General features: G+C 38.9%; 25 protein-coding genes and 2 pseudogenes. 18 read left to right on the forward strand and 9 right to left on the reverse strand.

The window, feature by feature from the left end:
- Positions 1 to 146: 146 nt before the first annotated feature.
- A pseudogene (locus tag AC1M9J_RS01130) lies at positions 147 to 2,690 on the forward strand (Lon protease family protein); the annotation flags it as partial.
- Positions 2,691 to 2,823: 133 nt separating this feature from the next.
- Here the strand turns inward: AC1M9J_RS01130 and grxD are convergent.
- Positions 2,824 to 3,165: a Grx4 family monothiol glutaredoxin gene (grxD, locus tag AC1M9J_RS01135; RefSeq protein ID WP_092766094.1), complete on the reverse strand. Its 342-nt coding sequence runs from the start codon at positions 3,163 to 3,165 to the stop codon at positions 2,824 to 2,826.
- A gap of 161 nt (positions 3,166 to 3,326) precedes the next feature.
- Between grxD and AC1M9J_RS01140 the strand changes: the two genes are divergently transcribed.
- Entirely contained in the window at positions 3,327 to 4,538 is a 1,212-nt protein-coding gene (locus AC1M9J_RS01140) for an acetylornithine/succinylornithine family transaminase (RefSeq protein WP_481951709.1), read from the forward strand.
- Positions 4,539 to 4,591: 53 nt separating this feature from the next.
- Here the strand turns inward: AC1M9J_RS01140 and AC1M9J_RS01145 are convergent, their stop codons facing one another.
- From AC1M9J_RS01145 to surE, 3 genes are all read right to left on the reverse strand, one after another.
- The gene (locus AC1M9J_RS01145) at positions 4,592 to 5,524 is read right to left on the reverse strand and encodes a LysR family transcriptional regulator (RefSeq protein WP_179998372.1); all 933 of its coding nucleotides are present in this window, start codon (positions 5,522 to 5,524) and stop codon (positions 4,592 to 4,594) included.
- A 103-nt stretch (positions 5,525 to 5,627) separates the two neighbouring features.
- Positions 5,628 to 6,467 carry a peptidoglycan DD-metalloendopeptidase family protein gene (locus tag AC1M9J_RS01150; RefSeq protein ID WP_035270483.1) on the reverse strand — a complete coding sequence of 280 codons (840 nt, stop codon included), beginning with the start codon at positions 6,465 to 6,467 and terminating at the stop codon, positions 5,628 to 5,630.
- A 128-nt stretch (positions 6,468 to 6,595) separates the two neighbouring features.
- On the reverse strand, positions 6,596 to 7,366 hold the full coding sequence (gene surE, locus AC1M9J_RS01155; RefSeq protein WP_035270482.1) for a 5'/3'-nucleotidase SurE: 771 nt from the start codon (positions 7,364 to 7,366) through the stop codon (positions 6,596 to 6,598).
- 291 nt (positions 7,367 to 7,657) lie between these two features.
- Here surE and AC1M9J_RS01160 point away from each other — a divergent pair, with 291 nt between their 5' ends.
- The 4 genes from AC1M9J_RS01160 (at position 7,658) to AC1M9J_RS01175 (ending at position 10,405) form a co-directional block, all read left to right on the forward strand.
- A complete protein-coding gene (locus AC1M9J_RS01160) occupies positions 7,658 to 8,056 on the forward strand; it encodes an MCR_0457 family protein (RefSeq protein WP_481588451.1) in 399 nt (132 codons plus the stop codon).
- A gap of 119 nt (positions 8,057 to 8,175) precedes the next feature.
- Positions 8,176 to 9,324: a D-alanyl-D-alanine carboxypeptidase PBP5/6 gene (gene dacC, locus AC1M9J_RS01165; RefSeq protein ID WP_035270478.1), complete on the forward strand. Its 1,149-nt coding sequence runs from the start codon at positions 8,176 to 8,178 to the stop codon at positions 9,322 to 9,324.
- 85 nt (positions 9,325 to 9,409) lie between these two features.
- Positions 9,410 to 9,940, forward strand: a complete 531-nt coding sequence (locus AC1M9J_RS01170; protein WP_481596841.1) for a gamma carbonic anhydrase family protein — start codon at positions 9,410 to 9,412, stop codon at positions 9,938 to 9,940.
- 66 nt (positions 9,941 to 10,006) lie between these two features.
- The gene (locus AC1M9J_RS01175; protein ID WP_481951710.1) at positions 10,007 to 10,405 is read left to right on the forward strand and encodes an Imm63 family immunity protein; all 399 of its coding nucleotides are present in this window, start codon (positions 10,007 to 10,009) and stop codon (positions 10,403 to 10,405) included.
- Between the two features lie 127 nt (positions 10,406 to 10,532).
- Here AC1M9J_RS01175 and AC1M9J_RS01180 read toward each other — a convergent pair whose 3' ends face one another.
- On the reverse strand, positions 10,533 to 11,285 hold the full coding sequence (locus AC1M9J_RS01180) for an acetolactate decarboxylase (protein ID WP_153371340.1): 753 nt from the start codon (positions 11,283 to 11,285) through the stop codon (positions 10,533 to 10,535).
- A gap of 381 nt (positions 11,286 to 11,666) precedes the next feature.
- On the opposite strand from AC1M9J_RS01180, the gene AC1M9J_RS01185 reads away from it, so the two are divergent.
- From AC1M9J_RS01185 to purB, 4 genes are read left to right on the forward strand one after another with little or no spacing between them, the layout of a single operon-like run.
- The gene (locus AC1M9J_RS01185) at positions 11,667 to 12,152 is read left to right on the forward strand and encodes an NUDIX hydrolase (protein ID WP_481951711.1); all 486 of its coding nucleotides are present in this window, start codon (positions 11,667 to 11,669) and stop codon (positions 12,150 to 12,152) included.
- 4 nt (positions 12,153 to 12,156) lie between these two features.
- Positions 12,157 to 13,290: a tRNA 2-thiouridine(34) synthase MnmA gene (gene mnmA, locus AC1M9J_RS01190; protein ID WP_481951712.1), complete on the forward strand. Its 1,134-nt coding sequence runs from the start codon at positions 12,157 to 12,159 to the stop codon at positions 13,288 to 13,290.
- A 14-nt stretch (positions 13,291 to 13,304) separates the two neighbouring features.
- The gene (gene hflD / locus AC1M9J_RS01195) at positions 13,305 to 14,036 is read left to right on the forward strand and encodes a high frequency lysogenization protein HflD (RefSeq protein WP_092766084.1); all 732 of its coding nucleotides are present in this window, start codon (positions 13,305 to 13,307) and stop codon (positions 14,034 to 14,036) included.
- 55 nt (positions 14,037 to 14,091) lie between these two features.
- On the forward strand, positions 14,092 to 15,480 hold the full coding sequence (purB, locus tag AC1M9J_RS01200) for an adenylosuccinate lyase (RefSeq protein WP_092766083.1): 1,389 nt from the start codon (positions 14,092 to 14,094) through the stop codon (positions 15,478 to 15,480).
- 74 nt (positions 15,481 to 15,554) lie between these two features.
- Here purB and AC1M9J_RS01205 read toward each other — a convergent pair whose 3' ends face one another.
- Positions 15,555 to 15,794: a hypothetical protein gene (locus AC1M9J_RS01205; RefSeq protein WP_481951713.1), complete on the reverse strand. Its 240-nt coding sequence runs from the start codon at positions 15,792 to 15,794 to the stop codon at positions 15,555 to 15,557.
- 161 nt (positions 15,795 to 15,955) lie between these two features.
- Here AC1M9J_RS01205 and AC1M9J_RS01210 point away from each other — a divergent pair, with 161 nt between their 5' ends.
- Positions 15,956 to 16,597 carry a DUF2238 domain-containing protein gene (locus AC1M9J_RS01210; RefSeq protein WP_481951714.1) on the forward strand — a complete coding sequence of 214 codons (642 nt, stop codon included), beginning with the start codon at positions 15,956 to 15,958 and terminating at the stop codon, positions 16,595 to 16,597.
- Between the two features lie 52 nt (positions 16,598 to 16,649).
- Here AC1M9J_RS01210 and sohB read toward each other — a convergent pair whose 3' ends face one another.
- On the reverse strand, positions 16,650 to 17,612 hold the full coding sequence (gene sohB / locus AC1M9J_RS01215) for a protease SohB (RefSeq protein WP_092766081.1): 963 nt from the start codon (positions 17,610 to 17,612) through the stop codon (positions 16,650 to 16,652).
- A 428-nt stretch (positions 17,613 to 18,040) separates the two neighbouring features.
- On the opposite strand from sohB, the gene AC1M9J_RS01220 reads away from it, so the two are divergent.
- The 3 genes from AC1M9J_RS01220 to ruvB all read left to right on the forward strand — a co-directional run bounded on the left by AC1M9J_RS01220 (position 18,041) and on the right by ruvB (position 21,123).
- On the forward strand, positions 18,041 to 19,381 hold the full coding sequence (locus AC1M9J_RS01220) for a deoxyguanosinetriphosphate triphosphohydrolase (RefSeq protein WP_035265731.1): 1,341 nt from the start codon (positions 18,041 to 18,043) through the stop codon (positions 19,379 to 19,381).
- Positions 19,382 to 19,501: 120 nt separating this feature from the next.
- Entirely contained in the window at positions 19,502 to 20,104 is a 603-nt protein-coding gene (gene ruvA, locus AC1M9J_RS01225; RefSeq protein WP_481595535.1) for a Holliday junction branch migration protein RuvA, read from the forward strand.
- Between the two features lie 11 nt (positions 20,105 to 20,115).
- Positions 20,116 to 21,123, forward strand: a complete 1,008-nt coding sequence (ruvB, locus tag AC1M9J_RS01230; protein WP_035265728.1) for a Holliday junction branch migration DNA helicase RuvB — start codon at positions 20,116 to 20,118, stop codon at positions 21,121 to 21,123.
- Positions 21,124 to 21,146: 23 nt separating this feature from the next.
- Here the strand turns inward: ruvB and AC1M9J_RS01235 are convergent, their stop codons facing one another.
- Positions 21,147 to 22,022 (reverse strand): hypothetical protein, encoded by an 876-nt coding sequence (locus tag AC1M9J_RS01235; RefSeq protein ID WP_051586525.1) that lies wholly within the window; start codon positions 22,020 to 22,022, stop codon positions 21,147 to 21,149.
- 206 nt (positions 22,023 to 22,228) lie between these two features.
- Here AC1M9J_RS01235 and AC1M9J_RS01240 point away from each other — a divergent pair, with 206 nt between their 5' ends.
- Positions 22,229 to 23,572 (forward strand): amidohydrolase, encoded by a 1,344-nt coding sequence (locus AC1M9J_RS01240; protein ID WP_481951715.1) that lies wholly within the window; start codon positions 22,229 to 22,231, stop codon positions 23,570 to 23,572.
- A gap of 50 nt (positions 23,573 to 23,622) precedes the next feature.
- Here the strand turns inward: AC1M9J_RS01240 and AC1M9J_RS01245 are convergent.
- Positions 23,623 to 24,850, reverse strand: a pseudogene (locus AC1M9J_RS01245) (acetamidase/formamidase family protein).
- Positions 24,851 to 25,112: 262 nt separating this feature from the next.
- Between AC1M9J_RS01245 and ybgC the strand changes: the two are divergent.
- Genes ybgC through tolR form a run of 3 tightly spaced genes read left to right on the forward strand, consistent with a single transcriptional unit; the run spans position 25,113 to position 26,692 of the window.
- Entirely contained in the window at positions 25,113 to 25,520 is a 408-nt protein-coding gene (gene ybgC, locus AC1M9J_RS01250) for a tol-pal system-associated acyl-CoA thioesterase (RefSeq protein ID WP_035265725.1), read from the forward strand.
- Between the two features lie 23 nt (positions 25,521 to 25,543).
- The gene (tolQ, locus tag AC1M9J_RS01255) at positions 25,544 to 26,242 is read left to right on the forward strand and encodes a protein TolQ (RefSeq protein WP_481595538.1); all 699 of its coding nucleotides are present in this window, start codon (positions 25,544 to 25,546) and stop codon (positions 26,240 to 26,242) included.
- On the forward strand, positions 26,243 to 26,692 hold the full coding sequence (tolR, locus tag AC1M9J_RS01260) for a protein TolR (RefSeq protein WP_481951716.1): 450 nt from the start codon (positions 26,243 to 26,245) through the stop codon (positions 26,690 to 26,692).
- Positions 26,693 to 26,695: the final 3 nt, after the last annotated feature.

Here is a 26,695-nt window from a genome sequence, read left to right on the forward strand (position 1 = left end):
CAACTCTGTAATGCGCTTGGTTTCAATATAATTTACGCAAACTTCACCGAGTATTTCATCAATTTGATCTATCTCAACTTGATATTTTTGGCTAAACCTGTATACCTTAAACTATCAAATGTAAATTATAGTTTTGGATTTCACCTGTGACCCAGAGACACGATCAAATTAGTTCCACCGCAGTAGCTTTAACCACGACATCCACAAACTTAGAACAAAACTCGCAAAACAAGCTCCTATCCGTATTTGAACTTGAAGCCACGCAAAACACCTTGAATGCAACAGCACTCAAACCAGAACAACTGACGCATATTCCAAATTATGACAATATTCCTGCGTCTACAAAACGTATCAAGCCTCTTAATAATTTTTTAGGACAAGATCGTGCTAAAGCATCTGTAGAAGCAGGCATTGCCCTTCCATACTCAGGTTATAACATCTTTGCTGTGGGTACGGCAGGGTTGGGTAAACGCACCATGATCAAGCGCTTACTCCAACAACATGCCAAAGATATGCCTACACCGGATGATTGGGTTTATGTATACAACTTCAAAAATGCACGCAACCCAATTGCGCTTAACTTTCCTGCAGGACAAGGCGCAAAGTTTCAAAGTACGCTACATCAAACATGGCAAACCATTTTCAAACAGCTCGAACGTCGTTTTAGTGCTGAAACGTATCACAATCGGATAGAAAAAATTCGTTTAACGACAGGTCATGAACAACAACAAGCTTTGATTGAGCTCACCAAAGAAGGTGAAGAGCTTGATTTAAAGTTGATCAGTCGTAATGAAGAACACTGCTTTATTCCTGTTCATATTAAAGACAATAAAATTCAAGAGATGTCTCAAGATGACATCAATGCACTGAGTAGCAAAGAACGTTCTGAAATTGCGTCCAATATCCGTTATATGGATAAAAAGCTTGAGCGTTTAGGTTTACAAATTGGTGATCTTGAAGATGAAGCACGTGATATGGTGTCTGAGTTGAATCGTGACATTGCCAAACAAGTCATTATTCCTCGCATGGAACATATTTTAAATAAATTTCCAGATATCAAACATCTTGAACAATACTTAAAATTATATGCTCAAGATATTATCGACAATGTGGAAACCGTACTAGAACAGGAAGAAAGTGATTTTTCACCTGCATTATTTAACCGTGTCCCTGCGCGTTATCAAGCAAATTTAGTCATTAGCAACAAGCCAAATTCTGGGGCACCAGTCATCTTTGAAGATTTCCCCACACATTACAACTTACTTGGCCATGTTGAACAATTAACGCAAAATGGCACTATCAGCACTGATTTCACTTTAATACGACCTGGTGCACTGCATCGTGCCAATGGTGGTTTTTTAATGCTTGAGGCTGAGCAGCTTTTAGAACAACCTTATGCATGGCAAGGACTCAAACGAGCGATTAAGTCTGGTCAAATTAAACTCTCATCTCTAGAGCACATGCTAACGCTGACGGGCAGCATTTCAATTGAGCCAGCATCGATTCCATTACAATTGAAAGTCATTTTAATGGCTGAACCAGAAATCTATTATGAGATTCTGGAGGTGGAGCCTGAGTTAGGAAGTATCTTTAAAATCAGAGCTGATTTTACTGACACATTACAACGTAATGACGAAAATGAACAAGCTTATATGCATTTGATTGCAGACTATGTTCAATCCTCTAAACTCCTTCCATTTGATCGTTCTGCCTTGGCTGCTTTACTGACCGACTCAAGTCGTCAAGCAGAGGATCAGAGTTCGTTGTCACTACATGCCTTAACTTTAGGTGATCTGATTCATGAATCTCATCACCATGCATCCAAATCTAATGCAACTATGGTGACAGCAGAACATATCGGCACTGCGCTCAAACACCGCCAATATCGTCTAGGTTATTTACGAGAGTTGTACTGGCAAGATTTATCTCGTGGTACACAGCTTATCGAAACGCGTGGTCATCGACTCGGTCAGATTAATGCTTTGTCTGTGATTCACTACGCAGATGTCGAGTTTGGCTTACCATCACGATTGACTGCTTCAGTGTATCAGGGTGGCGGCGATATTTTAGATATCGAACGTAGCGTGGAGTTAGGAGGTTCACTTCATGCTAAAGGTGTACTGTTAATGTCATCTTTCTTGAAAGCACATTTCGGACGTGAACAAACCTTGCACTTCTCTGCCGCTTTGGCTTTTGAACAAAGTTATGGTCAAGTCGATGGTGATAGTGCAACCGTTGCAGAACTCTCCGCTTTAATTTCTGCGATCAGCCAACTGCCGATTGATCAGTCATGGGCGATTACGGGTTCAATGAATCAACTGGGTCAAGTACAACCGATTGGTGGCGTCAATGCCAAAATCGAAGGTTTCTTTGATGCATGTAAACTTCAAGGTTTAACAGGCAAACAAGGTGTCATTATTCCACGTCAAAACATGCAGCATCTAATGTTACGTCAAGATGTGATTGATGCTGTCGAGGCCGGTCAATTCCATATTCATGCCATCAACACAATTGATCAAGCACTTGAGATTCTCATGGCGCGTCCTGTCGGAGAATTAAATAAAAAAGGTCGCTATACCAAAGGATCAATTTACGCTGCTGTCATGGAGCAGCTAGAATATTGGCAAGCCATTGAAGATGGCGCTGAAATTGAAGAAGAGCCAAAGAAAAAGAAAAAAAAAGAAGAAAAAAGACAAAGCTAAAAAAGATAAAGCGATCAATGTTGAAGAACAACATTCTCAACTCGCTGATGAAACTTCAAACTAGTTTGAAGTTTTCAAAATAAAAAAAGCACCCATCGGTGCTTTTTTTATTGCGCTCAAATTAAGCTTCAGGCGCTGGGCTATATTGCTCCACGAGCGTTTTTAATTCGCCTGTTTGGAACATTTCTAGCATAATATCACTACCACCGATCAACTCACCATTGATCCATAATTGTGGGAATGTTGGCCAGTTTGCAATTTGTGGCAAAGTCGCACGAATGTCTTGGTTTTCAAGAATATTTACATAAGCAAATGGGCGACCAATTTGGCTCAATGCTTCAACTGCACGTGCAGAGAAACCACATTGTGGGAACTGTGGTGTGCCTTTCATATAAAGAAGAACTGCATGTTTTGCAATTTGATCACGAATTAACGCTTCTGTATCACGCACTTGTTCAGTCATTGATTAAATCCTCAACTATTCTGCCTGCATTATACCTAAAACCGCCGTAAAGAGTATGGATTGGTAAATTTTTCCAGTTTAATTTGCAATTAGGCTTTTAATCTTAAGCAGATTTTGCTTAGATAAACTTTTATTTTCCACCTAACAAATACGAGTTAGACATGAACAATATCACCCTCGCTCCAGTTCAAACTGATCAACCATCTCATTTGATGCCTATATTCAGCCGTCAACCGATCAGCTTTGTGCGTGGCCGAGGTTCGTATCTTTATACAGCTGAAGGTACAGAATATTTAGATGCGCTGACTGGCATTGCAGTATGTGGTCTAGGTCATGCACATCCAGTTTTGGCAGAAGCAATTGCAGAACAAGCGGCGACGCTTATTCACACCAGTAATATTTATGAAGTACCTTGGCAGACTGCAGCTGCGCAAAAGTTAGCTAAAGTATCTGGTATGGAAGAAATTTTCTTCTCGAATAGTGGTGCTGAATCAAATGAAGGTGCAATTAAAATTGCGCGTAAATATGGTCATATGCAAGGTATTGCTCTTCCGAAAATCATTGTAGCTGATCATTCTTTCCATGGTCGTACAATGGCAACACTTTCTGCGACAGGCAATAAAAAAGTACAAGAAGGTTTTGGCCCGCTCGTTGAAGGTTTTATCCGAGTACCTTTTGGCGACATTGAGGCAATTGAAGAAGCAGCAATCAACCATCCAGATATCGTCGCGATTCTCGTTGAACCGATCCAAGGTGAAGGTGGTGTAAATACTGCCCCTCAAGGTTTTAGTTATCTTGAAGAAATTCGTCAAATCTGTAATCAACATAATTGGTTGATGATGCTAGATGAAGTTCAAACAGGTAACGGTCGTACAGGAAAATATTTCGCGTATCAACATACCAATATTATTCCTGATGTCATGACGACAGCTAAAGGCTTGGGTAATGGTTTCCCAATTGGTGCAGTGATGACTCAAGGTAAAGGTGTAGGTATTCTTACTGCAGGTAACCACGGATCAACTTATAGTGGCACTGCATTAGGTTCGCGCATTGTCTACACGATTATCGATTTGATGCAAAAAGAAAATATTGTTGAAAATGCAGCAACAATTGGCCAATACTTAGTCGATCAATTCCGTACACAACTTGCAGATCAAAACGTTATTGTTCGCGGCTTTGGTATGATGATTGGTATTGAATTACCAAAACCATGCGCAGAGTTGGTGGATATTGCACGCATAGAGCACAATCTAATTATTAATGTCACCGCAGGTAATGTCGTTCGTTTGTTGCCAGCGTTGAATATGAATCAAGAACAAGCTGATGATTTATTAAAACGCTTAGTTCCAGCGATTAAAAACTTCTTGGCTTAAGCCAAGATCAATAAAAAAGCCGCATATTGCGGCTTTTTTATTAAGAAGAACACTTAAGATGCCTCTTGGAATACTCGACCACCAGGCAACTGGCTGAAATATTGTTTTAAAGCATCTAGGCAGCGATGAATTTTCATTGGTTGTTGTTCACGTTTTAATGTCATTGCATTCAAAGTGTATGCAGGTAACTTCCATTCAGGTAAAACTTCAACCAATGTGCCATTCATTAATTCTTTTTGCACATCTAGATATAATAATCGCGCAATGCCGTGACCATTTTGGCACAATGATTTAGCGACATAAACATTGTTTGTCTGTAAACGATTTTCCATGGACACATTCACCAATTCACGCGATGTACTGTGTTCAAATGTCATCATTTGCTGATTTTTTACAATATTTACTGGAATCAAATCATGCTGTGCTAAATCTTCAGGTCTTGAAATAACTGCATTTTGATTCAAATAACTTGGTGAAGCCACCAAGACTTGATCCACACGTGCAAGCGGCAGACAAGATAAGTGATTAGATTCATCCACGCGAGAACACATTCTCACTGCAATATCGATTCTTTCTTGAATCAAATCGACAAACTGATTTTCAACTTCAAAGTGAACGGTTAAACCACGATGTGCCGAAATCCAATGCGACAGCGCAGGAACTACATGGGTTGCACCGAGTTCTGGCGTTGTTGCAATACGTAAATCACCAACTAAATCGTCTCGTAACTCATTAATTCGAATTTTACCGCGCTCTGCTGCAGCGAGCATTTCTTGACAGCTATGAAAAAAGGCCTGCCCTGCTTCCGTTAAACTTAGTTTTCTTGTGGAACGGTGCAGAAGTGTTACTTCCATTTCTTGTTCTAGTGAACGAATTTGCTGACTAACTGCACTCGTCGTAATGCCTAAATCTCGAGCAGCACCACTGAAAGAGCTTTTTTCAACAACACATGCAAATACGCCCATCGAGCGAAGTTGATCTAACATAAATTTCCCTCTGAAATTATGAGATGCTTCTCTAATTAACAAAAATTAACAAAAGCAACTCATTGTATTATACGAAGAAATTGTTAAATTGCACTAAATATCTTCAGTTGATTGGCAAAATATTTGCTGGATTGATTGGCTTACCATCTAAACGAACTTGAAACTCAAGCATCGTACGGGTTGCACCACTCGAGCCCATTTCTGCAATTTGTTGCCCTGCACTTACGTTTTGCCCACTCTTCACTAACATCCGGTTATTGTGCGCATACGCAGTGATATAACCATCAATATGTTTAATGAGCACCAAATTACCATATTCTTTTAAACCATCAGCTGCGTAAACCACTTGACCATCAGCTGCTGCAAAAATTGGATCACCAACATTGCCACCAAAACGTAATCCCTTGACATTACTTGCCACATTAAAGTTTTCAATGACTGGACCATTCGATGGTTTCACCCAGCGTAATGAAGTTGCTTTAGTCGAAGTCGTCGGTACTGCAGCAGTTACCGCTGGTACTGGTGTGGTTTGTGGTGGTGGCGTACCCACAGCTGGTTTTGTTGGTAACTGAATGGTTTGACGTTGAATCTGAGTTTCAGTCGCTGTCAAAGGACGCGTGGTCGAACGTGTCACTTGTCGATTGCCAGAGGGTTTTAATCTTAAAGATTGATTTACATAGATGCGATAAGGCGGTGCAATATCATTCATCTCCGCAATGCTCAAATAGCTCAATCCATAACGTGCCGCAATTTTACTTAAAGTGTCGCCAGAACGAACTGTATAGAAGTCAGGAGCAACCGCATAACGAGCAGAATTGTGGATTTGGGGTTTCGATGCACAGCCCGACAAACCAAGAAAAGAAGCGACAGCAACCGCGATCAATGCTGAGTGAATAGATGGTTTAGACAACTTCAAAACTGTTTTGGGTCTGGCCAAAAGCATGATTTCCCTCTCTGACAAAAGATTAAAAAGACTGAATTCGGCTTAAGAGTAGCAAAATTAATGCTAAATTCACCGTTTCAAATATATTTTTCACAAAGTTATAACACATCCTACCTGTGGTCATTCAATTAAAGCTCTAACTGAGATTCAAGTGAAGCCAACACCTGATAGTTGGTAGCATCCATTTGGATCGGTGTCACACTGACATATCCATTTGCAATGGCATAAAAGTCTGACTGATAACCCAGTTGGCTTTTTTCGGGATCTGTTACGGCCTCTCCAGCCAAACCAATCCAAACAACTTGACGGCCTCTCGGGTCAACTTGTGTGGTAATCGGTTTCGTTTGTTTTCTTCTTCCTTGATAAGTCACTAATGTCCCTTTTATTTCAGCCGTATCCGGAATATTAATATTGAAAATATGACGCGGTGGTAACTCAGGCAAACCATTTTTAATAAACTCATATACCCAATTTGCAGCTTGTGCATAATCTTGAGCATCTTGATACGAACGAACATTTGGACCAGCCAATGAAACTGCGATTGCAGGTTGTTTCATGAGTCGGCCTTCAAACGCGGCCCCAACTGTACCTGAATACAACACATCATCACCTAAATTCGCTCCACTGTTGATCCCGCTTACAACTAGATCAAATTCAAAATCAAATAGACCATTCATGGACAGATAAACACAGTCCGCTGGTGTGCCATTAATTGCCCATACATCCTCTGAAATTTGCACGGGTCGCAATGGACGATCAAGCGTTAATGCACTTGAAAAACCACTCCGCTCACTTTCTGGAGCAACCACTACGACTCGACCCAAAGGTTTTAATGCTTGTGCTAATGCTTGTATTCCTGGTGCGAACACACCGTCATCGTTGGCAATCAAAATATTCAAAACAATTCACTCAATTCATGTAATCCCATCTGTTCGATAGCCTAATCAAAATCCCCCCACACAACAATGAGCACACGCTTGGATGTTGAGGTTTTAAACGCCTTTAATCTTGATAATCTGCTTATCCTTTAATCTTGAGAACTACACAAGTAGTCATCCCCCCTGTTCAAACCTGAACTTTTCGTCATTACTTTCTGAGTTCCAACAGCATTAATACACTTTCTCTATTTTTTAAACACGAAAAAAGATTATTCTATTCTTATAACTAACTTACTAATTTTTGAGTCATTTATGCAAAAACGTTTTTTACAATTGATTTCAACAGCATTTATCAGTAGTTCAATGTTGTTTTCAAGTTTCACTTTCGCCAATACTCAAGACTTAAAAGAAAATATCGAAGTTACTCAACAAAAAGTGACTAAAGATGAACTCGCTGCAATCTATGTATTTTCAGAATCATGCCCAAGTTTAGTAGAAGAAGATGCAGCGTTTAAAGCAGGCTATCAAAAGCTATTAAAAGACTATTTACCTAATGAAAATTCACCTCAAACCACGCTGAACAATCTAATTAAACAACAGGATTATCAGCAAGCATTAGCTCAAGCGAGACAAGATGCGAAAAACGCTGGAGATAAAGCAAATCAACAAGTGTGCGAGGATATAAAAAAATATCAGTCTTCAGTTAAATAGAGCACGAAATAGTTACAATTCGATTGAAATAAGCCGACTCCACTGCTAGAAGTCGGCTTTGCTTTGTCCTAGAATGCAAAGCTGATTTTTGCGTTCATACAAGATTGGAACTACATAGAATGACCCGAAAAAGCGCCATTGCTGCATTATTACTATTACCTTCATTTACTTATGCAGCAACTGTTTTATCTTCACCACCAGAACTCAATAACAAGTCTTACGTTTTGATGGATTATGAAACAGGTCAAATTCTCGCAAGTAAAAATGAAAATGAAAAACTTGCTCCTGCTTCAATGACCAAAATGATGACCAGTTTCATTATTGAACAAAAGTTGTTGAACGGTGAACTCACGGAAGATGAAAAAGTTCGGATGAACGAGTCTGCTTGGTGTCGTGGTAGTAGTACAGAATCTTGTATGTATGTACCTCTCAACGGCACAGCAACCGTATTGGAAATGTTACGCGGGATTATCATTCAATCTGGTAATGACGCATCTAAGGCGATGGCTGAGCATATTTCTGGTAATGAAGGTACATTTGTACACAGCATGAACCAAGAAGCAAAGCGTATTGGCATGACCAACACGAACTTTATGAACTCAACAGGTATGCCTGCTGAAGGTCATTATTCTACAGCGAAAGATATGGCTACCCTTGCGAAGCACATCATTCATGACAGTTCAAAGTATTATCCTATTTACTCTGAAAAAGAGTTTACTTTTAATGGGATCAAGCAAGGTAACCGTAACGCGTTGCTATATACAGATCCGAGTGTAGATGGTCTTAAAACAGGTCATACTTCTGAAGCTGGTTATTGTTTAACGACTTCAGCTAAACGTGGCCCAATGCGTTTAATTTCAGTGATTTTTGGTGCTCCATCAATGCAAGCACGTGCAACACAAACACGTGATTTGTTATCTTGGGGTTATGCAAACTTTGAAACTGTCAGTGTTCAACCCGCTCACAAAGAGTTGACCACTTCTAAAGTTTGGTTTGGTCAATCTAATCAAGTGAGTGTGGGGCTTGCTGAGAACTTCAACGTGACTATGCCAAAAGGTCAAGCAAATGCCATTCAGACTCAAATCGCGGTTCAACCGAACTTAAATGCCCCTCTTCAACAAGGGCAAGTTGTAGGTAAATTAACAGCGACACTTGACGGCAAAGTTATTGCGGAGAAGCCGCTTGTTGCTTTGCAAGCTGTTGAAGAAGCTGGTTTCTTCTCGCGTATGATTGATCATATCAAACAGTTCTTTAGTAATTTGTTTTAAGTCGCAGCTTGACTAAAGATATAAAGGCACTCAAATTCTTTTGGGTGCTTTTTTGTTTATAATGAATAAAAACAGGCAATTTTTTATGACTGAAAATGTCCGCAAATACTTAGAGACTTACCCAAAATTTGATACAACAAATTATATTGATCCAACTGCGTTAGTGATTGGTGATGTTGTCTTGGCTGAGAATGTTTCAGTCTGGCCTTATGCTGTGATCCGCGGTGATGTTAATTTTATTCGGATTGGTAAAAATTCCAATATCCAAGATCATTCCATGTTGCATGTTAGTCATAAGAAAGCGGATAAACCTGAAGGCTCACCGCTCATTATTGGTGAGGACGTCACCGTGGGTCATCATGTGAAATTACACGGTTGTACCATTGGTAATCGTGTTTTAGTCGGGATTGGTACGATTATTTTAGATGATGTGATTGTTGAAGATGATGTGATGATCGGTGCGGGTTCGCTTGTTCCGCCAAATAAAGTTTTGGAAAGTGGCTATTTATATATGGGCAGTCCTGTCAAAAAAGTGCGTCCACTGAATGATAAAGAAAAAGCGTTTCTGCCGTATTCAGCACAGAATTATGTAAAGGTTTCGGGGAATTATAAATAATTTTGAATTCGCATAAGAGATTCTATGTTAAATAGATATTAAGAACATTTGGAGAATCAAAGAATAATGCTTACATTTTTAGAAATTCAAGGTAAGGTTGATCAAATTTGTGAAAAAATTGGGCTGGGAAAAAAAAGAGTTTGGCCCGCAGTTCAGAATGATGGAGCTCCATATGTATTAATCCATGAAAATAAATATTGGTATATTTCTGAAGAAAGAGGAGAAGTTTTTTTTGAAAAAACAACTAAGGATTTTGATGAGTTGCTTTATTGGATAATGGATAATTTTATATCTAGCTATTCGTTTGAGTTTGAACTTAAGAATAGAACTAGAGGACAAGATTCCCGTCGACTCGCTTTTTCAAAACAAATTGAACTTTTTGGTTTAATCAGTGATCAATGGAAAGTAAAAAAAGAAAATGAGATAAAAAAAGTATTGGAATCAGCTCCTTTTAGAGATGTCTGATTTATAAATATTTATTTTCAAGAGAATTAAAATATCTATGGAATTTCGCATAACAGCCATTATGTTAAATGGATGTAAAAAGGCCTCAAATTTGAGGCCTATAAATTCTTCGGTATTACACCATATATTATTCAAGAGGCAACTTGAGAATTGTGCCCTTTGCTACTGAATAAGCTTCTACATGACCAGAAATTTTTGCCTGATCATCAACATAGTGAGCATGAAAATACTCATTTGGGTGGGTTACTACACTTTCTAATTGAGGACCACTATAGATTCCAATCAATTGTCCTTGAGCATTAAGATTATTAAAAATATGCTTTTCTACATGATGTTTTTTTGTATGAGGGGCATGGCTGAATGTGTGCTCATTCATTGTCTGAGTTTTTTTACCTGTTACAACATGCCAACGTAATTCAGGATATTTCCCTTGCAGACGAAATACAAACGGTTGTTCAGTTGATAATCCTAATCGTTTTGCCTCTTTGAGAATGAATTCTTCTAATTGGGATTGATTCATATCCACGGGTAAGGAGATATCATGCCATTTCGATACTTGGCCACTTGCGAAAAGAAAGGCCTGTTCATTAGGATCATGAGGCAAGATTTTTCCTTCTAAATCACTACCTGGACTGACTAGAATTTTGCCATCAATTTGAATAATTTCACCTGTACGTCCCGCAAGTGCCCCTAGCCCCCAGGTATTTTCCTGTTGCGGTACTTCTGATAGTTTAATAGTGCCTCGATCATCACCGGTATAGATCATATGTTTAAAGTTACCGGAATGAGTAAATTTGAAAGGCATATCTGCAGCAATAGAACTAGTAGTGATTGTACTAGCAATAGCTAAGATGCTGAAAAGACGATTTAAATGATTCATTTTGATTTCAATATTTAGAGAGTATAGCTATTAGAAGAGAAACCAATAACTTAGTCAATCTGAACAAATGATTACTCAAAGTTATTATAATTTCGATATTCTGAAGTTAAGAATCTCTAAAATTAACATAATACACCTTATGCGAAATTATCTTTTTTATTTCATATAAATCATAATCTTAAATTACATTCAAAAGCCCTATTTACTTAAACTGGGCTTTTTTGTTGATTCTTCATGTTCCACGCCCTTTATTAAATTATTGATCCAAAGAACTTCTTAGTTAAACTTAAGATAGAACGCCTTCAAAGAAATCCCCTCGTATCATAGCCACACACCTCAAAATTTTATACAATATGCCTTCCCTTCATCTGGTGCTTTTTTATGACCGCTTGGACTGCTCACGTCACTGTTGCAACAGTGGTTGAAAAAGATGGTAAATATCTGTTTGTAGAAGAACAAACAGAAGGTGTCATGCACACCGTTTTTAATCAACCTGCAGGTCATGTAGAAGCTGGTGAAACCCTTATTCAAGCCGCGGTTCGTGAAACCATGGAAGAAACAGGTCACCAAGTTGAAGTCACAGATTTATTGGGTATATACACCTATACCCCACCTATGTTTCCGGATCGTACCTATTACCGCTTCTGTTTTTTAGCAAAATCAACACAGTATTTTGCAGATGCAACACTAGATACAGGTATCGTAGGTGCAGTTTGGATGAGCCTAGATGAGCTGTTAGAAACGGCACGCGCGCGTAGCCCATTGGTCATCAAAGCCATTCAAGATGCCCAATCAGGACAAAAATTTCCTTTATCGCTCGTTTATGAGCACCAAAATTCTCCCTTAATTTCAAATTTGGATGCCTAATCCTATGCAACAACGTGTCATCGTCGGTATGTCAGGTGGTGTAGACTCATCTGTCTCTGCGGCTTTATTACTTCAACAAGGATATCAAGTTGAAGGTCTTTTCATGAAAAACTGGGAAGAAGATGACGGCACAGAATACTGCACGGCTATGGATGATCTTGCAGATGCGCAAGCCGTATGTGATCGTATCGGTATCAAATTACATACAGCCAACTTCGCAATGGAATATTGGGATCGTGTATTTGAGCACTTCTTGGCTGAATATGCTGCGGGGCGCACCCCAAACCCAGATATTTTATGTAATAAAGAAATTAAGTTCCGTGCATTCCTCGACCATGCCATGAAATTAGGTGCTGACTTCATCGCAACAGGACACTATGCTCGTCGCGGTGAAACCATGACCAACTCTAAAGGTGAGCAATATGCGCCTTTACTCCGTGGCGTGGATAACAACAAAGACCAAACTTATTTCCTACATGCCGTTCATGGTCGTGAAATTAACAAGACCTTGTTCCCTGTGGGTGAGATCGAAAAGCCTCAAGTTCGTAAAATTGCTGAAGATTTAGGTCTTGCAACAGCGAAGAAAAAAGACTCTACAGGTATCTGTTTTATTGGTGAACGCCGATTTAATGACTTCTTGAAGCAATATTTACCTGCTCAACCGGGTAAAATTGTCCTTGAAGATGGTAAAGAGGTTGGTGATCATCACGGCTTAATGTACTATACGCTCGGTCAGCGTGGTGGTATTGGTATCGGTGGAATGAAAGGCGCTGAAGAAGGTGCTTGGTTCGTATTACACAAAGATATCGAAGGCAATCGTTTAGTTGTTGGCCAAGGTCATGAGCATCCCCTCATGCAAAGTACCATGTTATGGTCTGAAGCAATTGATTGGGTTGCAGGTGAGCAAGAGATTCCAGAAAATGGTTTCCGTTGCACAGCGAAAACTCGCTATCGCCAACCTGATCAAGCATGTGTCTTATTTAAAGACCCAAATGCACCGCAAGGTGTACGTGTAGAATTTGATGAACCTCAACGTGCTGTTACGCCAGGACAAAGCGTTGTGTTTTACGCGGATGAAGTTTGTTTAGGTGGCGGTGTGATTCATCATACCAATGCGCCTAAACCTGATTTTATTTAAAGGAATTTTCAGGCATGACAGAGTTACCGTTCCAGCAGCTTCAGACTCTGAATGATCGTCAAAACAGAGCTTTGGCTTTGGCAGCAGTATTTCAATCGACTCAGCTGACACATATGACAGCCATTGCAGGTCGACAAAATATTGGTGAAAACGGTAACTTCTATTTAGAACAATTAATTAAGGCGAGTTTAAATATTCGCCCTACTTCCAATAAGAATTGTCAAACCTTAGATTTTTTTAACCAGCTTGCAGATATTTCTCTGGGATTGAAAACTTTAGAAAGTAGCATCACCCAACCATTCAATACTGCACCAAAATCAAGAATACCTAAATTTGCCAATGCAAAACTTCCAATGTCCTATGCAATGGCATTATTACATTTAGAAAAGAAAGTATATAGCAACCCAAAATTCGTTGAAATTATTGAAAAATCACAAGAAAAAATACTAAAACAACTCTCCTTTTTTGATCATAATTATCTACATCCAAGTATTCTTGCAAACCTTGCTCAAACCTATGTCGAAACTGCAGGACAGATTAATCCTCGCATTATGGTGAAAGGCAATGCAGAAGCTTTTAAGGATTCTTCGCACACCAATCGTATTCGTGCTTCATTGTTTACAGGTTTACAGATGGCGCATTTATGGCGTCAGTCAGGTGGAAGTTCATGGAGCATGATCTTCACCAAACGCAAGTTACTGAAAGATATTCAAGATCTCGCTCGTTTACAGTTTCAGGTGGTTTAACCTGATGTATATCGAGTTCTGTTTTACGTTTCATTCCAAAGTTTAAGGAATTGCTATGAACGCTTTAACCGCACTCTCTCCATTAGATGGTCGCTACGCTAGCAAATGTGATGCTTTGCGCCCTTTCCTCTCTGAGTTTGGTTTAATCCATGCTCGTGTGACTGTTGAAGTGCGCTGGTTACAAGCACTTGCAAATCGCCCAGAAATTACTGAAGTGCCAGCTTTTTCTAACGAAACAAATGCAGCTTTAGATGCAATCGTTGCAAATTTCTCTGAAGACGATGCTAACCGTATCAAAGAAATCGAACGCACAACCAACCACGATGTAAAAGCGGTTGAATATTTCTTAAAAGAGAAAATTGCAAACATTGATGAACTTAAAAATGCAGGTGAATTCATTCACTTTGCTTGTACATCTGAAGACATCAACAACTTGTCTCATGCGCTTATGCTGAAAAGCGGTCGTGAAGTACTAGCTACGTCTATGCAACAAATCGTGGACTCAATTGTTGCACTTGCAGAAAAACACGCTGATCAACCAATGTTGTCTCGTACACATGGTCAAACTGCAAGCCCAACAACATTGGGTAAAGAAATGGCGAACGTGGCATACCGTCTTGCACGCCAAATCAAACAATTCAATAATGTTGAGCTTCTAGGTAAAATCAATGGTGCGGTAGGTAACTATAATGCTCACCTTTCTGCTTACCCTGAAATTAACTGGCCTGCTCACTCGCAAGCATTTGTTGAATCTTTAGGTCTCACGTTTAACCCGTATACAACTCAAATTGAGCCGCACGACTACATGGCTGAATTGTTTGATGCGCTTCGCCGTTTTAACACAATCCTTATCGATTTCAACCGTGATGTTTGGGGTTATATCTCTCTTGGTTTCTTCAAACAAAAATTAAAAGAAGGTGAAGTTGGTTCTTCAACAATGCCACACAAAGTGAACCCAATCGACTTTGAAAACTCTGAAGGTAACTTGGGTATTGCTAATGCAGTCCTTGCTCACCTTGGTGAAAAGCTTCCAATTTCTCGCTGGCAGCGTGACTTAACTGACTCTACTGTTCTTCGTAACATGGGCGTTGGTTTTGCACAAAGCTTGATCGCATTTGAAGCTTGCTTGAAAGGTGTGGGCAAACTTGAATTGAATGCCGACCGTATTCTTGAAGACTTAGACAATGCTCAAGAAGTTCTTGCTGAACCAATTCAAACAGTAATGCGTCGTTATAACGTTGAAAAACCATACGAAAAACTTAAAGCCCTTACTCGTGGTCAAGCAATGACTCGCGAAATGATGGTGAATTTTGTGAATGGTAACGAATTAGAAGCTGTTCCTGCAGCAGATCGTGCGCGTCTTGCTGAAATGACACCTGCATCTTATACAGGTAATGCTGCTGAGCAAGCGAAACAAATTAAAGATTTGATTGCTAAAATCTAAATAGTATTGAATAAAAAAGCGAAGCTTAGGCTTCGCTTTTTTTGTATGAGACTCATCAAATGTTTCAATAAAAATCATGCTTCATCAGGACAGTAACGTATAAAGTCAGTTCTGAGCTTTTCTAATTCATCACCAGTTAAAACATCGCTATAGTAAATATAATGAGTCACTTGAGCATATTGAATGTCATGCCTAAACATTATTCCTCGGAGTGATACTGAGATCTCTTCAGGAAAGTCATCCAAAGTAAGCTCTTCAAACTCATAATGAAAATATGCATTTTGCTGTGCAAGAAAAGCAGCTGAAACCGTCATAATAAAAACTCAAAATAAATCATATTCTAACTGATCATCCTGATTGCAATGAGCTATTGATATCAACAACTATTTATAAAAATAATGCGATCTGCAGCTTATTCTCAGGATTGATCCATTACAATCATATGAAGAAATTAATCAAATCAACATATAACAAAATGCACTACAAAAAATTTACTCCTAAACACCACCTCGTATTCTTCATTTTCATAATGGTGCTGATCTTGGCAAGTATAAAGCCTCTTGAATATGCTTCTTATGGCTTACATCAACTTGGCACAGCTTTAATGCTGGTGTTTTTGATCTATATACAAAAGAAAGTTGGTTTGAGTTTTATCGCATTTTCTCTCTATATTGGATTTCTGATCATTCATATTCTTGGGGCACACTATTTATATTCGTATGTTCCCTATAATGAATGGTTGATGCACAACTTCGGCATAGATTTAAATGCACAGATGGGTTGGGAGCGAAATATGTATGATCGCTTGGTCCATTTTGCCTATGGTCTACTTCTCTATCCTTTTTTCCTGAGGATCATTCAATTCTATTTACCCCAATTATCTGAACGAGTACTTTTTTTTATTGTGGTTCAGTTTGTCATGGCCACCAGTCTCATTTACGAATGGATTGAATGGTTAATTGCGATTAATCTTTCCCCTGAGGCAGCAGAAAATTATAATGGTCAACAAGGTGATATTTGGGATGCCCATAAAGATATGCTGTTCGCAACACTTGGGTCCATGATCACAGGAATAGTGATGTTATATCGAAAATTAGACTCTCGACCATACAAATGATAAATCATAAAAAAAGCCAATCATTAGATTGGCTTTTTTTATTTCATCGAATTTAAAGTTTAGGATCACGCAGTTGCACTAAGTTCGCATTAGTTTTGACTAAAGTGTCCATAACTTTATTCATCACAGCAGGAATCAAACTGTCCGCAATTTGAGCCGCTTGCAGTCCTAATTTCTCACCTAAGGTAGGTTTACGGCGAGTTTGAATCAAGTAAACATCATGCACTGTCAATAAACTTAATAAGTACTCATCCGAGGTTTGAAGCTTATCAACCAAATTCAAATCTAATGAATCTTGACCGTACCAATGTTCACCTGTTGCTACTTTTTCAACATTTAACTGTGGACGATACTTTTCAACAAAATGCTTGAACAATGCATGCGTTTGTTGCAACTCTTCTTCAAACTTTGCTTTACCTTCTTCCGTATTTTCACCAAACATGGTCACGGTACGTTTATATTGACCCGCAGTATAAAGCTCAAAATCAACATTATGTTCTTTAAGTAAACGATTAAAATTAGGCACTTGAGCAACAACGCCAATTGAACCAATCACTGCAAATGGAGCAGAAATAATTTCGTTACCGATACATGCCATCATGTATCCACCACTTGCTGCGACTTTATCAACACAAATGGTTAAATGAAAACCAGCATCGCGCAGACGCACCAGTTGAGCAGCCGCAAGTCCATAACCATGTACCATCCCACCTGGACTTTCCAAACGAACTACAACACGATCACGCCCGGCTTTAGCAGTCGCCAAAATCAAAGTAATTTCTTCACGAAGATTCTCTACAGCTGAAGCTGCCATGTCACCTTTAAAATCAATTACATATACTTTCTGATTATTCTTTTTACGCGTGCGTGCTTCTTTTGAAAACTGCTGAGACAACTGCAGAAGTTCAAGTTTAGATGCAGTACTTTGCGCAATTTTTTTTCGTTGTTCATTAATACGCGCATTTAAGTGAGTGACTCGAATTTCGGCAGGAAGTTTCGGCAAATGAAATAACATATAAATTCACATCTCTATAATTCATCTTTATGAGGATAACATGAGGTCAAAATAGACAAATTTCAATAGCTTTATTGAAATGTTATGCCAATCGTAGGATCAATTTGATCAACAATCGGCATAAAAAGTAGATACATTATGCATACTATCTCGATAAAAAATTATCGAACCGATGAGCATCCACGCATCATCTCATGATTGATATCTATCTTTAAAATCAATTAGAGACTCTTATATGATTTGAGAGTGAAGAAATTGAATTATATTAGGATAATAATTCTTAAAATCAACACCTTAATACTTATTATTTTACTTCTTAAACTTTTCTGAAATGCATTTTCAATGCGCCAAATTATGTCGTGTCAGCATATATTTTTCACTATTTTTTTGGCATGATGGTTCCATACAGTAATGATGAATAATGATAAATGACTCAAATGCGTTGGCTGGAACTGTTATCAACAGTTCGATTTGGTAGTTCAAAACAAAATACAGAACAAGCACGTAGCCCCTTCCATAAAGATTACGATCGTATTATTTTTTCTCAGAGTTTTAGGCAACTTAACCGTAAAACTCAAGTTCACCCCCTGACTCAACATGATGGCATTCATACGCGTCTAACACATTCCCTTGAAGTTTCTTGCATCGGACGCTCTTTGGGAATGCTGGCAGCTGAAAAAATTCGTGATGAGTTACCTATGTGGATCTCTCCTGCAGATGTCGGTGCAATTATTCAAGCAGCTTGTCTTGCACACGATATTGGTAATCCTCCTTTTGGTCATGCAGGTGAGTACGCTATTCGTGAATGGTTTGATGATGCATCACACGGCGATTTTTTATCGAGTTTAACCCCTGAACAGCAGGCCGATGTTCGCCAGTTTGAGGGCAATGCTCAAGGTCTTCGTTTACTCACGAAAATTGACTATCACCCTAATGACGGTGGAATGCGCCTCACTTACGCAACCTTAGGAGCTTACTTAAAGTACCCATGGCTTTCTAAAACCATTGACTCTCAGGGAAATACGCCTGCCAGTAAACGAGCTAAGTTTGGTTGCTATCAATCTGAAAAAGAAATTTTGCAACAAATTGGTCACCAATTAGGTCTTATACAATATGGTGAATATCATTTCTGTCGCCATCCACTCACCTATTTACTCGAAGCTGCGGATGATATTTGTTATGCCCTGATCGATTTAGAAGATGGCATTATTCTTAACATGCTCAGCTATGAGCAAGTCGAACCTATTTTCTTAAATCTACTTGGTGACTATGGCACGCCTGCTGAACTTGCAATGCCATACACCACGTGGCAACAAAAGATTGCAGCATTGCGTGGTCGTGTGATGAAACGCTTGGTTGATGAAGTCACTTCCGCTTTTGCTAAACATCATTTTGAAATTTTGTCAGGACAGCTTAAAGGTAGTTTGCTCCAATATTGCTCGCCCGATATCGAAGCAGGAATTGATTGTGCAAAGAATTTAGCGCGGGAAAAAATCTTTGAGCATCCTCAAAAATCTGGTTTAGAAATCATTGCACATCAAAGCTTACAGCACATACTAGATGCCTTTATTCCGCTTACGACCCCCAATAAAATTCATAATTTTAAGGAAGGACGTTTACTGTCTATTATCTCAGGCTTAGGTGTACGTTTTAGTGATGATCACTATGACAATATCATGCAAGTCTTAGATGTGATCTCAAAATTTTCGGATCATCAGGCTTATCATTTGGCACAGGAACTTCAAGGGAATAAAGTTGGATTTTTATAAACCTTAAATTAGTGTTCAGGAAAAGAGCATAAAGTGTTTTTTGATTTTGCGTTCTGAAGCAATGAACACTACTATGCTGACATAGTGAATTTAACATCGACAAATAAGTGAAATAATTGAATGATTGGATGTCTTATTGGTGAAGTGCTTGCTTTAGAAGCACCAACAGTTTTATTGAATGTAAATGGTGTTGGCTATGAGGTTGATACACCTCTCTCAACATTTTGCCAATTACAGAAAGGACAAAAAGTCACATTGTGGACGCACTTGGCTGTACGTGAAGATGCTCAATTACTGTATGGATTTTCCAACGCACAAGAAAAAAGTATTTTCCGCACTTTACTTAAAGTGAACGGCGTTGGTCCAAAAATGGCACTGGGTATTCTCTCAACACTCAGCGTAGACATGCTTATTCATACTGTTGAACATGAAGATGTAAACACTTTAGTCAAAGTTCCGGGTGTAGGCAAAAAGACCGCAGAGCGTTTGATGATTGAACTTCGAGATCGCTTTAAAGCGCTTGCAGCTCAGCCATCCACATCAAACTCTACAACAGCGCAAATTCAGTTTACGGGTAACTCTGCTGTCGCTGAGGCTGAAGCTGCTTTACAGTCATTAGGTTACAAGCCACTAGAAGCACAAAAGTTAGTCAATACCGTTAAAGGTGACTTCACTGAGGCATCCGATATTATCCGTGCTGCTTTAAAATCGATGAATAAATAAGATCTCATATTATGCAAGACCGTATTATCAGTGGTTCTGAAAAACCAGAAGATCATTTTGATCGTGCCATTCGACCAACATCATTAGATGATTATATTGGTCAACCTGTTGTGCGTGAGCAGATGGAAATTTTCATTGGTGCAGCTCGTGGACGTGGTGAAGCTTTAGACCATACCTTGATTTTTGGTCCTCCGGGTTTAGGTAAAACCACACTTGCCAATATTATCGCGCGTGAAATGGGTGGCAACCTCAAATCCACCTCAGGTCCTGTGTTAGAGCGCGCTGGTGATTTGGCAGCAATGCTCACTAACTTAGAAGAAGGTGACGTTTTATTTATTGATGAGATTCACCGTCTCTCTCCAGTGATCGAGGAAATCCTTTATCCTGCAATGGAAGATTACCAACTGGATATTATGATTGGTGAAGGCCCTGCTGCGCGTTCAATTAAGTTAGATTTACCGCCATTCACTTTAGTCGCTGCGACTACTCGTGCTGGTTTATTGACCTCTCCGCTTCGAGATCGTTTTGGTATCGTCCAGCGATTAGAGTTTTATTCAGTTGAAGATTTGACCCATATCGTGACTCGTTCTGCAAATCTGATGGATGTTCCAATCACTGAAGCTGGTTCGAAGGAAGTGGCTCGTCGTTCTCGTGGTACGCCTCGTATCGCAAACCGTTTACTGCGTCGTGTACGTGACTATGCTCAAGTGAAAGGTACAGGTGAGGTCACACAAGAAATGGCGCAACGTGCGCTTGATATGTTGAATGTGGACAAGGATGGTTTAGATACACTCGACCGCCGTTATTTATCCATGTTATTAGAACGTTTTGATGGTGGTCCTGCAGGTGTTGAAGCTCTAGCAGCGGCAATGGCAGAAGATTCAGGCACGCTGGAAGATGTGATTGAGCCTTACTTGATTCAGCAAGGTTATGTGATGCGTACCGCACGTGGTCGTATTGCAACAAATCAGGCGTATTTGCAGTTTGGGATGACACCACCTGAACCGAAAGAGAAGTGATTTATAAAAGCAGCTTAGGCTGCTTATTTATTGAGAATTTTTTTAAACTCATCTGCCAACTGATCACCCAAATTTGCAATGTCAGTCAAGGATAATAAATCATTTGATTCATCCCACTTTCTAGCATCTATTAATATCTTATTAACTTTTCTTATTAAACCCTCTTCAATAATAAACTTACTCACATAAATGTCTTTGGTATCGGTCTGTTTTATTAATTGATTGTTAAAATGCATTATTGAGATGATCAAAAGTTTCCCAAGTTGAGAAATTATTTTTTCTTTTTCATGCCCAACACTAAAATATAAATTTAGTTTAGTTAAACAAGCATTAGTATTTTCTGTAACGTCTAAAATTTCTTTTAATTTTGAACCAACTAATGTTGAATAATCACTTTTATCAGCTACAGGAAAATTAACAAAATTATCCTTAAATATCATAACTTTTTGAATATACTTAGCTAAAGAGTTAAGACAATCCGATGTAATACTTATGATCTCATCTTCCCATTTAAGTTGCTTAGTGTACTGAAATTCTTGTTTTCCTAACTCTCTTTGTTGCTCAAATAATTTTTGATTGAGATTAAAAGCAATTTGTTGTGAACTTTTTATTTCTAGTACTACTGTATTAAAAGACATTTCAGTTAATTTAAAACTTCTGACACCATACCAAATTGCAATGATTGTCGCTGAAATTCCTAGAATAAAAGCTATCGCCATTGCAATCATAAAAGACCAAATTGCAGTCGTATCAGTTGAGCTTACATTCAAATCCAAAGGAATTTTCTGCGTTTCAGGATCAATTTGAATACTCGCCGTATATAAAGGTTGTTGAGGTACAGTCCATGGAAGTTGAATCATGACATCTTGATTATGCTTTAGTTCTTCTTCAACGCCCATTAGCTCCCCCACAACTATTAAAATAATTATTTAAAATGAATAATTTACAAATAATAACAACTTTAAATCTATGGATAAAGCATTAAAAATCAATGCTTCATGGTCACTATACTTTTCATGTATTTCGATATACCTGTTAAGTTTTGCAACCATCAGAAGTGAATGAGAAGCTCCTAAAACTTTAGGATTTTTAGGACATTGAGTTTATGATCTCACTTAGGCTATTTTTTGCTTGTACCATCTTGCCCCTTTGTTCAACCTTGAGTTTTGCAGATTGGGTTGATGACGGTGTGAACGCTGTTGAACAACATACCATCAAATTAAGACAGCACATTCACCAACATCCCGAACTCGGCAATATGGAATTTAAAACCTCGGCTCTGGTTCAAAAAGAATTAAAAAAATATGGAATTGAAGTCCGCACAGGCTATGCCAAAACAGGTGTAATCGGAATTCTTAAAGGTGCAAAACCTGGCCCAGTGATGGCATTACGTGCAGATATGGATGCATTACCGATTGAGGAAAAAACAGGACTTTCTTTTGCGAGTAAGGCAAAGGCAATCTATCAAGGTAAAGAAACGCCAGTGATGCATGCCTGTGGACATGATGCTCACACAGCAATGTTACTCGGCGCTGCAAAAGTGCTTTCGGAAAATAAAGATAAAATTGCAGGTACTGTTGTGTTTGTCTTCCAACCAGCTGAAGAAGGTGGAGCAGATATTGATAACTTTAGCCATGGTGATCAAATTGGTTCACGTAAGATGATTGCAGATGGGGCTTTAAAAAATCCTAAGCCTGAAGTGATCTTCGGTATGCATGTTATGGCAGGTATGCCAAGTGGTCATATTTTTTATAAAGATGGCACTATTTTAAACAGTGCAGATCACTTGCGCATTCAGGTCAGTGGAAAACAAGTTCATGGTTCTATGCCATGGCTTGGACGCGATCCCATTTACGCTTCATCTCAAATGATTAGTAATATGCAGAGTTTGATCAGCCGTCGTGCAGATTTAACCAAAGGTATGGGGGCAATCAGTATTGGCAGTATCCAAGGTGGAACGGTAGGAAATGTGATACCAGAGCAAGTCAATATGGTTGGCACGATTCGATCAAATAATGAAGAGGTCCGCCAGAATATTCTCAAGGATTTACCGAAATTGATCGAACATAATGCTCATGCAAATGACGTAAAAGCCAAAGTAGAAATTGCCGCTTATGCCCCCGTTACCACGAACGATAAAACGCTAACTCAACTCATCGCGCCATCACTTGCGAAAGTTCATGGCGAAAATAAATTACATGTGCTTGAGAACAATGCGAGTGCCAGTGAAGACTTTGCCTATTATGGTCAACTTATGCCTTCATTGTTCATTTTCATTGGTGCAACACCTCAAGATCAAGAGATGAGTAAGGCTGCACCCAATCATAACCCTCAATTTATTGTAGATGATGCGACATTAAAAACTGGCGTTGAAAGCCACATTCGTTTTGTGATGGACTATCCGACTATTGCACAACAAGTTCAACAAGATTGGAATAACAAATCTTAAGCATCATAAAAAAAATCCTCCTTGATGGAGGATTTTTTTATTTCAATAATTTATTTCTGCTCGACGAACTCTTTAAAATCTGCTTTACGAATCATCGCATGGATGCCTTTGGTTTTATCTACAACTTGAGAAGCTTCAAAATCAGTCGCAGCGCTGAGATAAGCATATGCAATTTCTTCACTTATGCCATATTCATTTACTAAGAAATTGATTGCTTCACGCGTAGATTTGCGCATTGCTTCATCCAAATCTTCATCTAAGCCAGGTGTAATCCAAAATTGATCATTTTCACCTAATGGCTGAGAAAGTTGCTTACCTGGAATATAATCTTTACCCGCTTTTAACACACTAATTTTAAACGTTGCACGCGCTGAACCTTCTAAAGCAGTTAATGCAACCTCACCATCACCTTGAACAAAATGACTATCACCTGTGTAGAATAATGCACCTGGAACTTGAACAGGATAATAAGCGGTTGCCCCAGCAGTTAAATCATTAATATCAATATTTCCACCATAAAATGAGGGTGGAACTGAGTGAACAGGTTCGCTGGTATTTGGTGCAACACCCATTGTTCCCATAAACGGATTTAATGGAAAACGAATCGCTTTACCAGATTCTGTTTGAATCACCCCCTCCGATACACCCTCTTTATTTTGCGCAATGGGTGTAAATACTGAAACATTGCCATAAGCATCTGGATTTTCTGGCGAAGCATGATCATGTTTTTGTCGTTTAGGGAATTCAGGCAATGTACCTTTACCATGGCGGTTCGAAATAACACCATAAGGAACACGTGGTTCTATTTTCAATATTTCAACTTTAAGCACGTCTCCCGGCATTGCACCTTCAACGTAGATCGGACCAGTAATAATGTGTGGACCATCTTTATGGAAATCATGCTTTAAATTAGAGCGGGTGATCAATTTCGCTTCATCTAAAATGTGCTCTTTTTTAACACCTTTAGATGTAAAGTATTTTTCAGCATCACGCCCTTGATCCTCTAATAAACCTTCATGTGACACTGTATCAAAAGTCACATGACTCCCCCGATGGAAACGTTAAAACTGGCTTAGCATCTTTATTCGGTAGATAACCCCATTGAATAGTATTGAGTGTGCTTGGAATATAATAGTGTCCAGCATATTCCCCTTTTTTTAGTAAAGTTGGCTTGCTTTCAATCTGTTTTAAAATTTTAAAATCTTCAGCCGAACTAAAAGTCGAAAAACTTAATATTGATGTAGCAATCGAAATCGATAAAGCTAACTTTTTTAACATGCACTCAAATCCAACTATAAATTTCATGTGAATTTATTTAAGCAATCCCTATGCCAAACATGATTAAAATTCAATTAAATCTGCATTTTCATCTTAAAATATTTCGCCCAATCTACAGCTATTTTTGAAATCTTGTGCCATTGGTCTGTAAAAATGGAGTGCTAAACTTCAAGCCTTTCAAACATTGTATAAATCAGCGTTTCGCATTCTTTGTCAAGAATGTTGCAAAACACTGGACTATTTAAAGTAATGGAACACCTGTATGGCGAACAAATTTGAATTTCAAATCCGAGTGTATATTGAAGATACAGATGCAGGAGGCATTGTTTATCATGCCAATCATATTCGCTTTATGGAACGCGCACGTACAGAATGGTTACGCGCTTCAGGGATTTCACATTACTGGCATCAAAAAGATTACAACTTTGTCGTGCATAAATTAGCGCTTAAATATTCACGCCCAATATTAATGGATGACTTAATTACTGTTACAGCAAGTGTAGTTTCGTGTAAAGCAACGTCTTTTGTATTGCAACAAAATATTTATCGTGGTGAAATCATGCTAGCTTCAGGGGAAGTAGAATTGGCGTGTATTAGCGCCGAAATGAAACCGCTGAGAATTCCAAATGAAATCCGTGATCTAATCGAAAAAGAATTAGCCCACGCATAAAAATATGATTGGCACATGTAACTATGGCAACACAACTCGAATCTTCACTTCACGTCACAGATTTAATTCTTCAAGCGAGTCCAGTCGTACAACTGGTCATGCTGGTGTTGGTACTAGCTTCACTCTTTAGCTGGTACCTTATTGCCAAGTTACATATGACGTTTAAAAAAGCTCGCCAAGGTGATGATCATTTTCAAAAGATTTTTTGGTCTGGTGCAGAACTCAACACTTTATATAACAATGCACAAGTCAACTCTAAGCGTGAAGGCTTGGAAGATGTTTTTTATCTTGGTTTTGCAGAGTTTCTCAAACTCAAAAAAACCAAAGCTGAAACAGCACAAGTCATTGATGGCACAGAGCGTATTCTTGGGGTGGGTTTAAGCCGAGATCAGAGCCGTATGGAGCAAGGCGTCAGTGCACTTGCCAGTATTGGTTCAGTTGCGCCCTATGTTGGTTTATTTGGTACAGTTTGGGGCATTATGAATGCTTTTATCGGCTTAGCCCAAGTCGATCAAGTGACGCTAGCAACTGTCGCACCAGGTATCGCGGAAGCCCTCATTGCGACTGCTATTGGTTTATTTGCTGCGATTCCTGCAGTACTTGCATTCAACCACTATACGGCCAAAAGTGAAGAAATTTACTCAGATCGTTCCTTGTTTGCTGAAGAAATGGTGGCGCTTTTACAACGTCGTTCTGTGGGTTCTACACAGGAAGCTGAATAAATGGTCGTTCGTCGTTCAGGGCGTTTCCAACGCATCAAAAAACCACTTAACAGTGACATGAATGTAGTTCCTTATATTGACGTCATGTTAGTACTTTTGGTGATTTTTATGGTGACCGCACCAATGATCACAAGTGGCATAAAAGTTGATTTACCTGAAGCAAATAGTGTACCGATTGAATCTAAGGATGCACCAGCTATGGTGACTTTAGATCAACAAGGACAATACTTTTTAGAATACAAGGGTAGCCAACCAAATCCACTGAGCTTGCAAGAATTACAACAGACACTTCGTGATGCACAACAAATTGCTGAACGTGAGAATAAACAATTTAGTGTCGTCATCAATGGTCATAATACTCGACCTTATGGTGAGGTGATGACGCTCATGTCTAACTTACAAGATGCAGGGATCAATCAAGTTGGCTTGCTGACCAAACCGATTCAATAAGCT

Source organism: Acinetobacter sp. ANC_7588 (genome assembly GCF_056783995.1).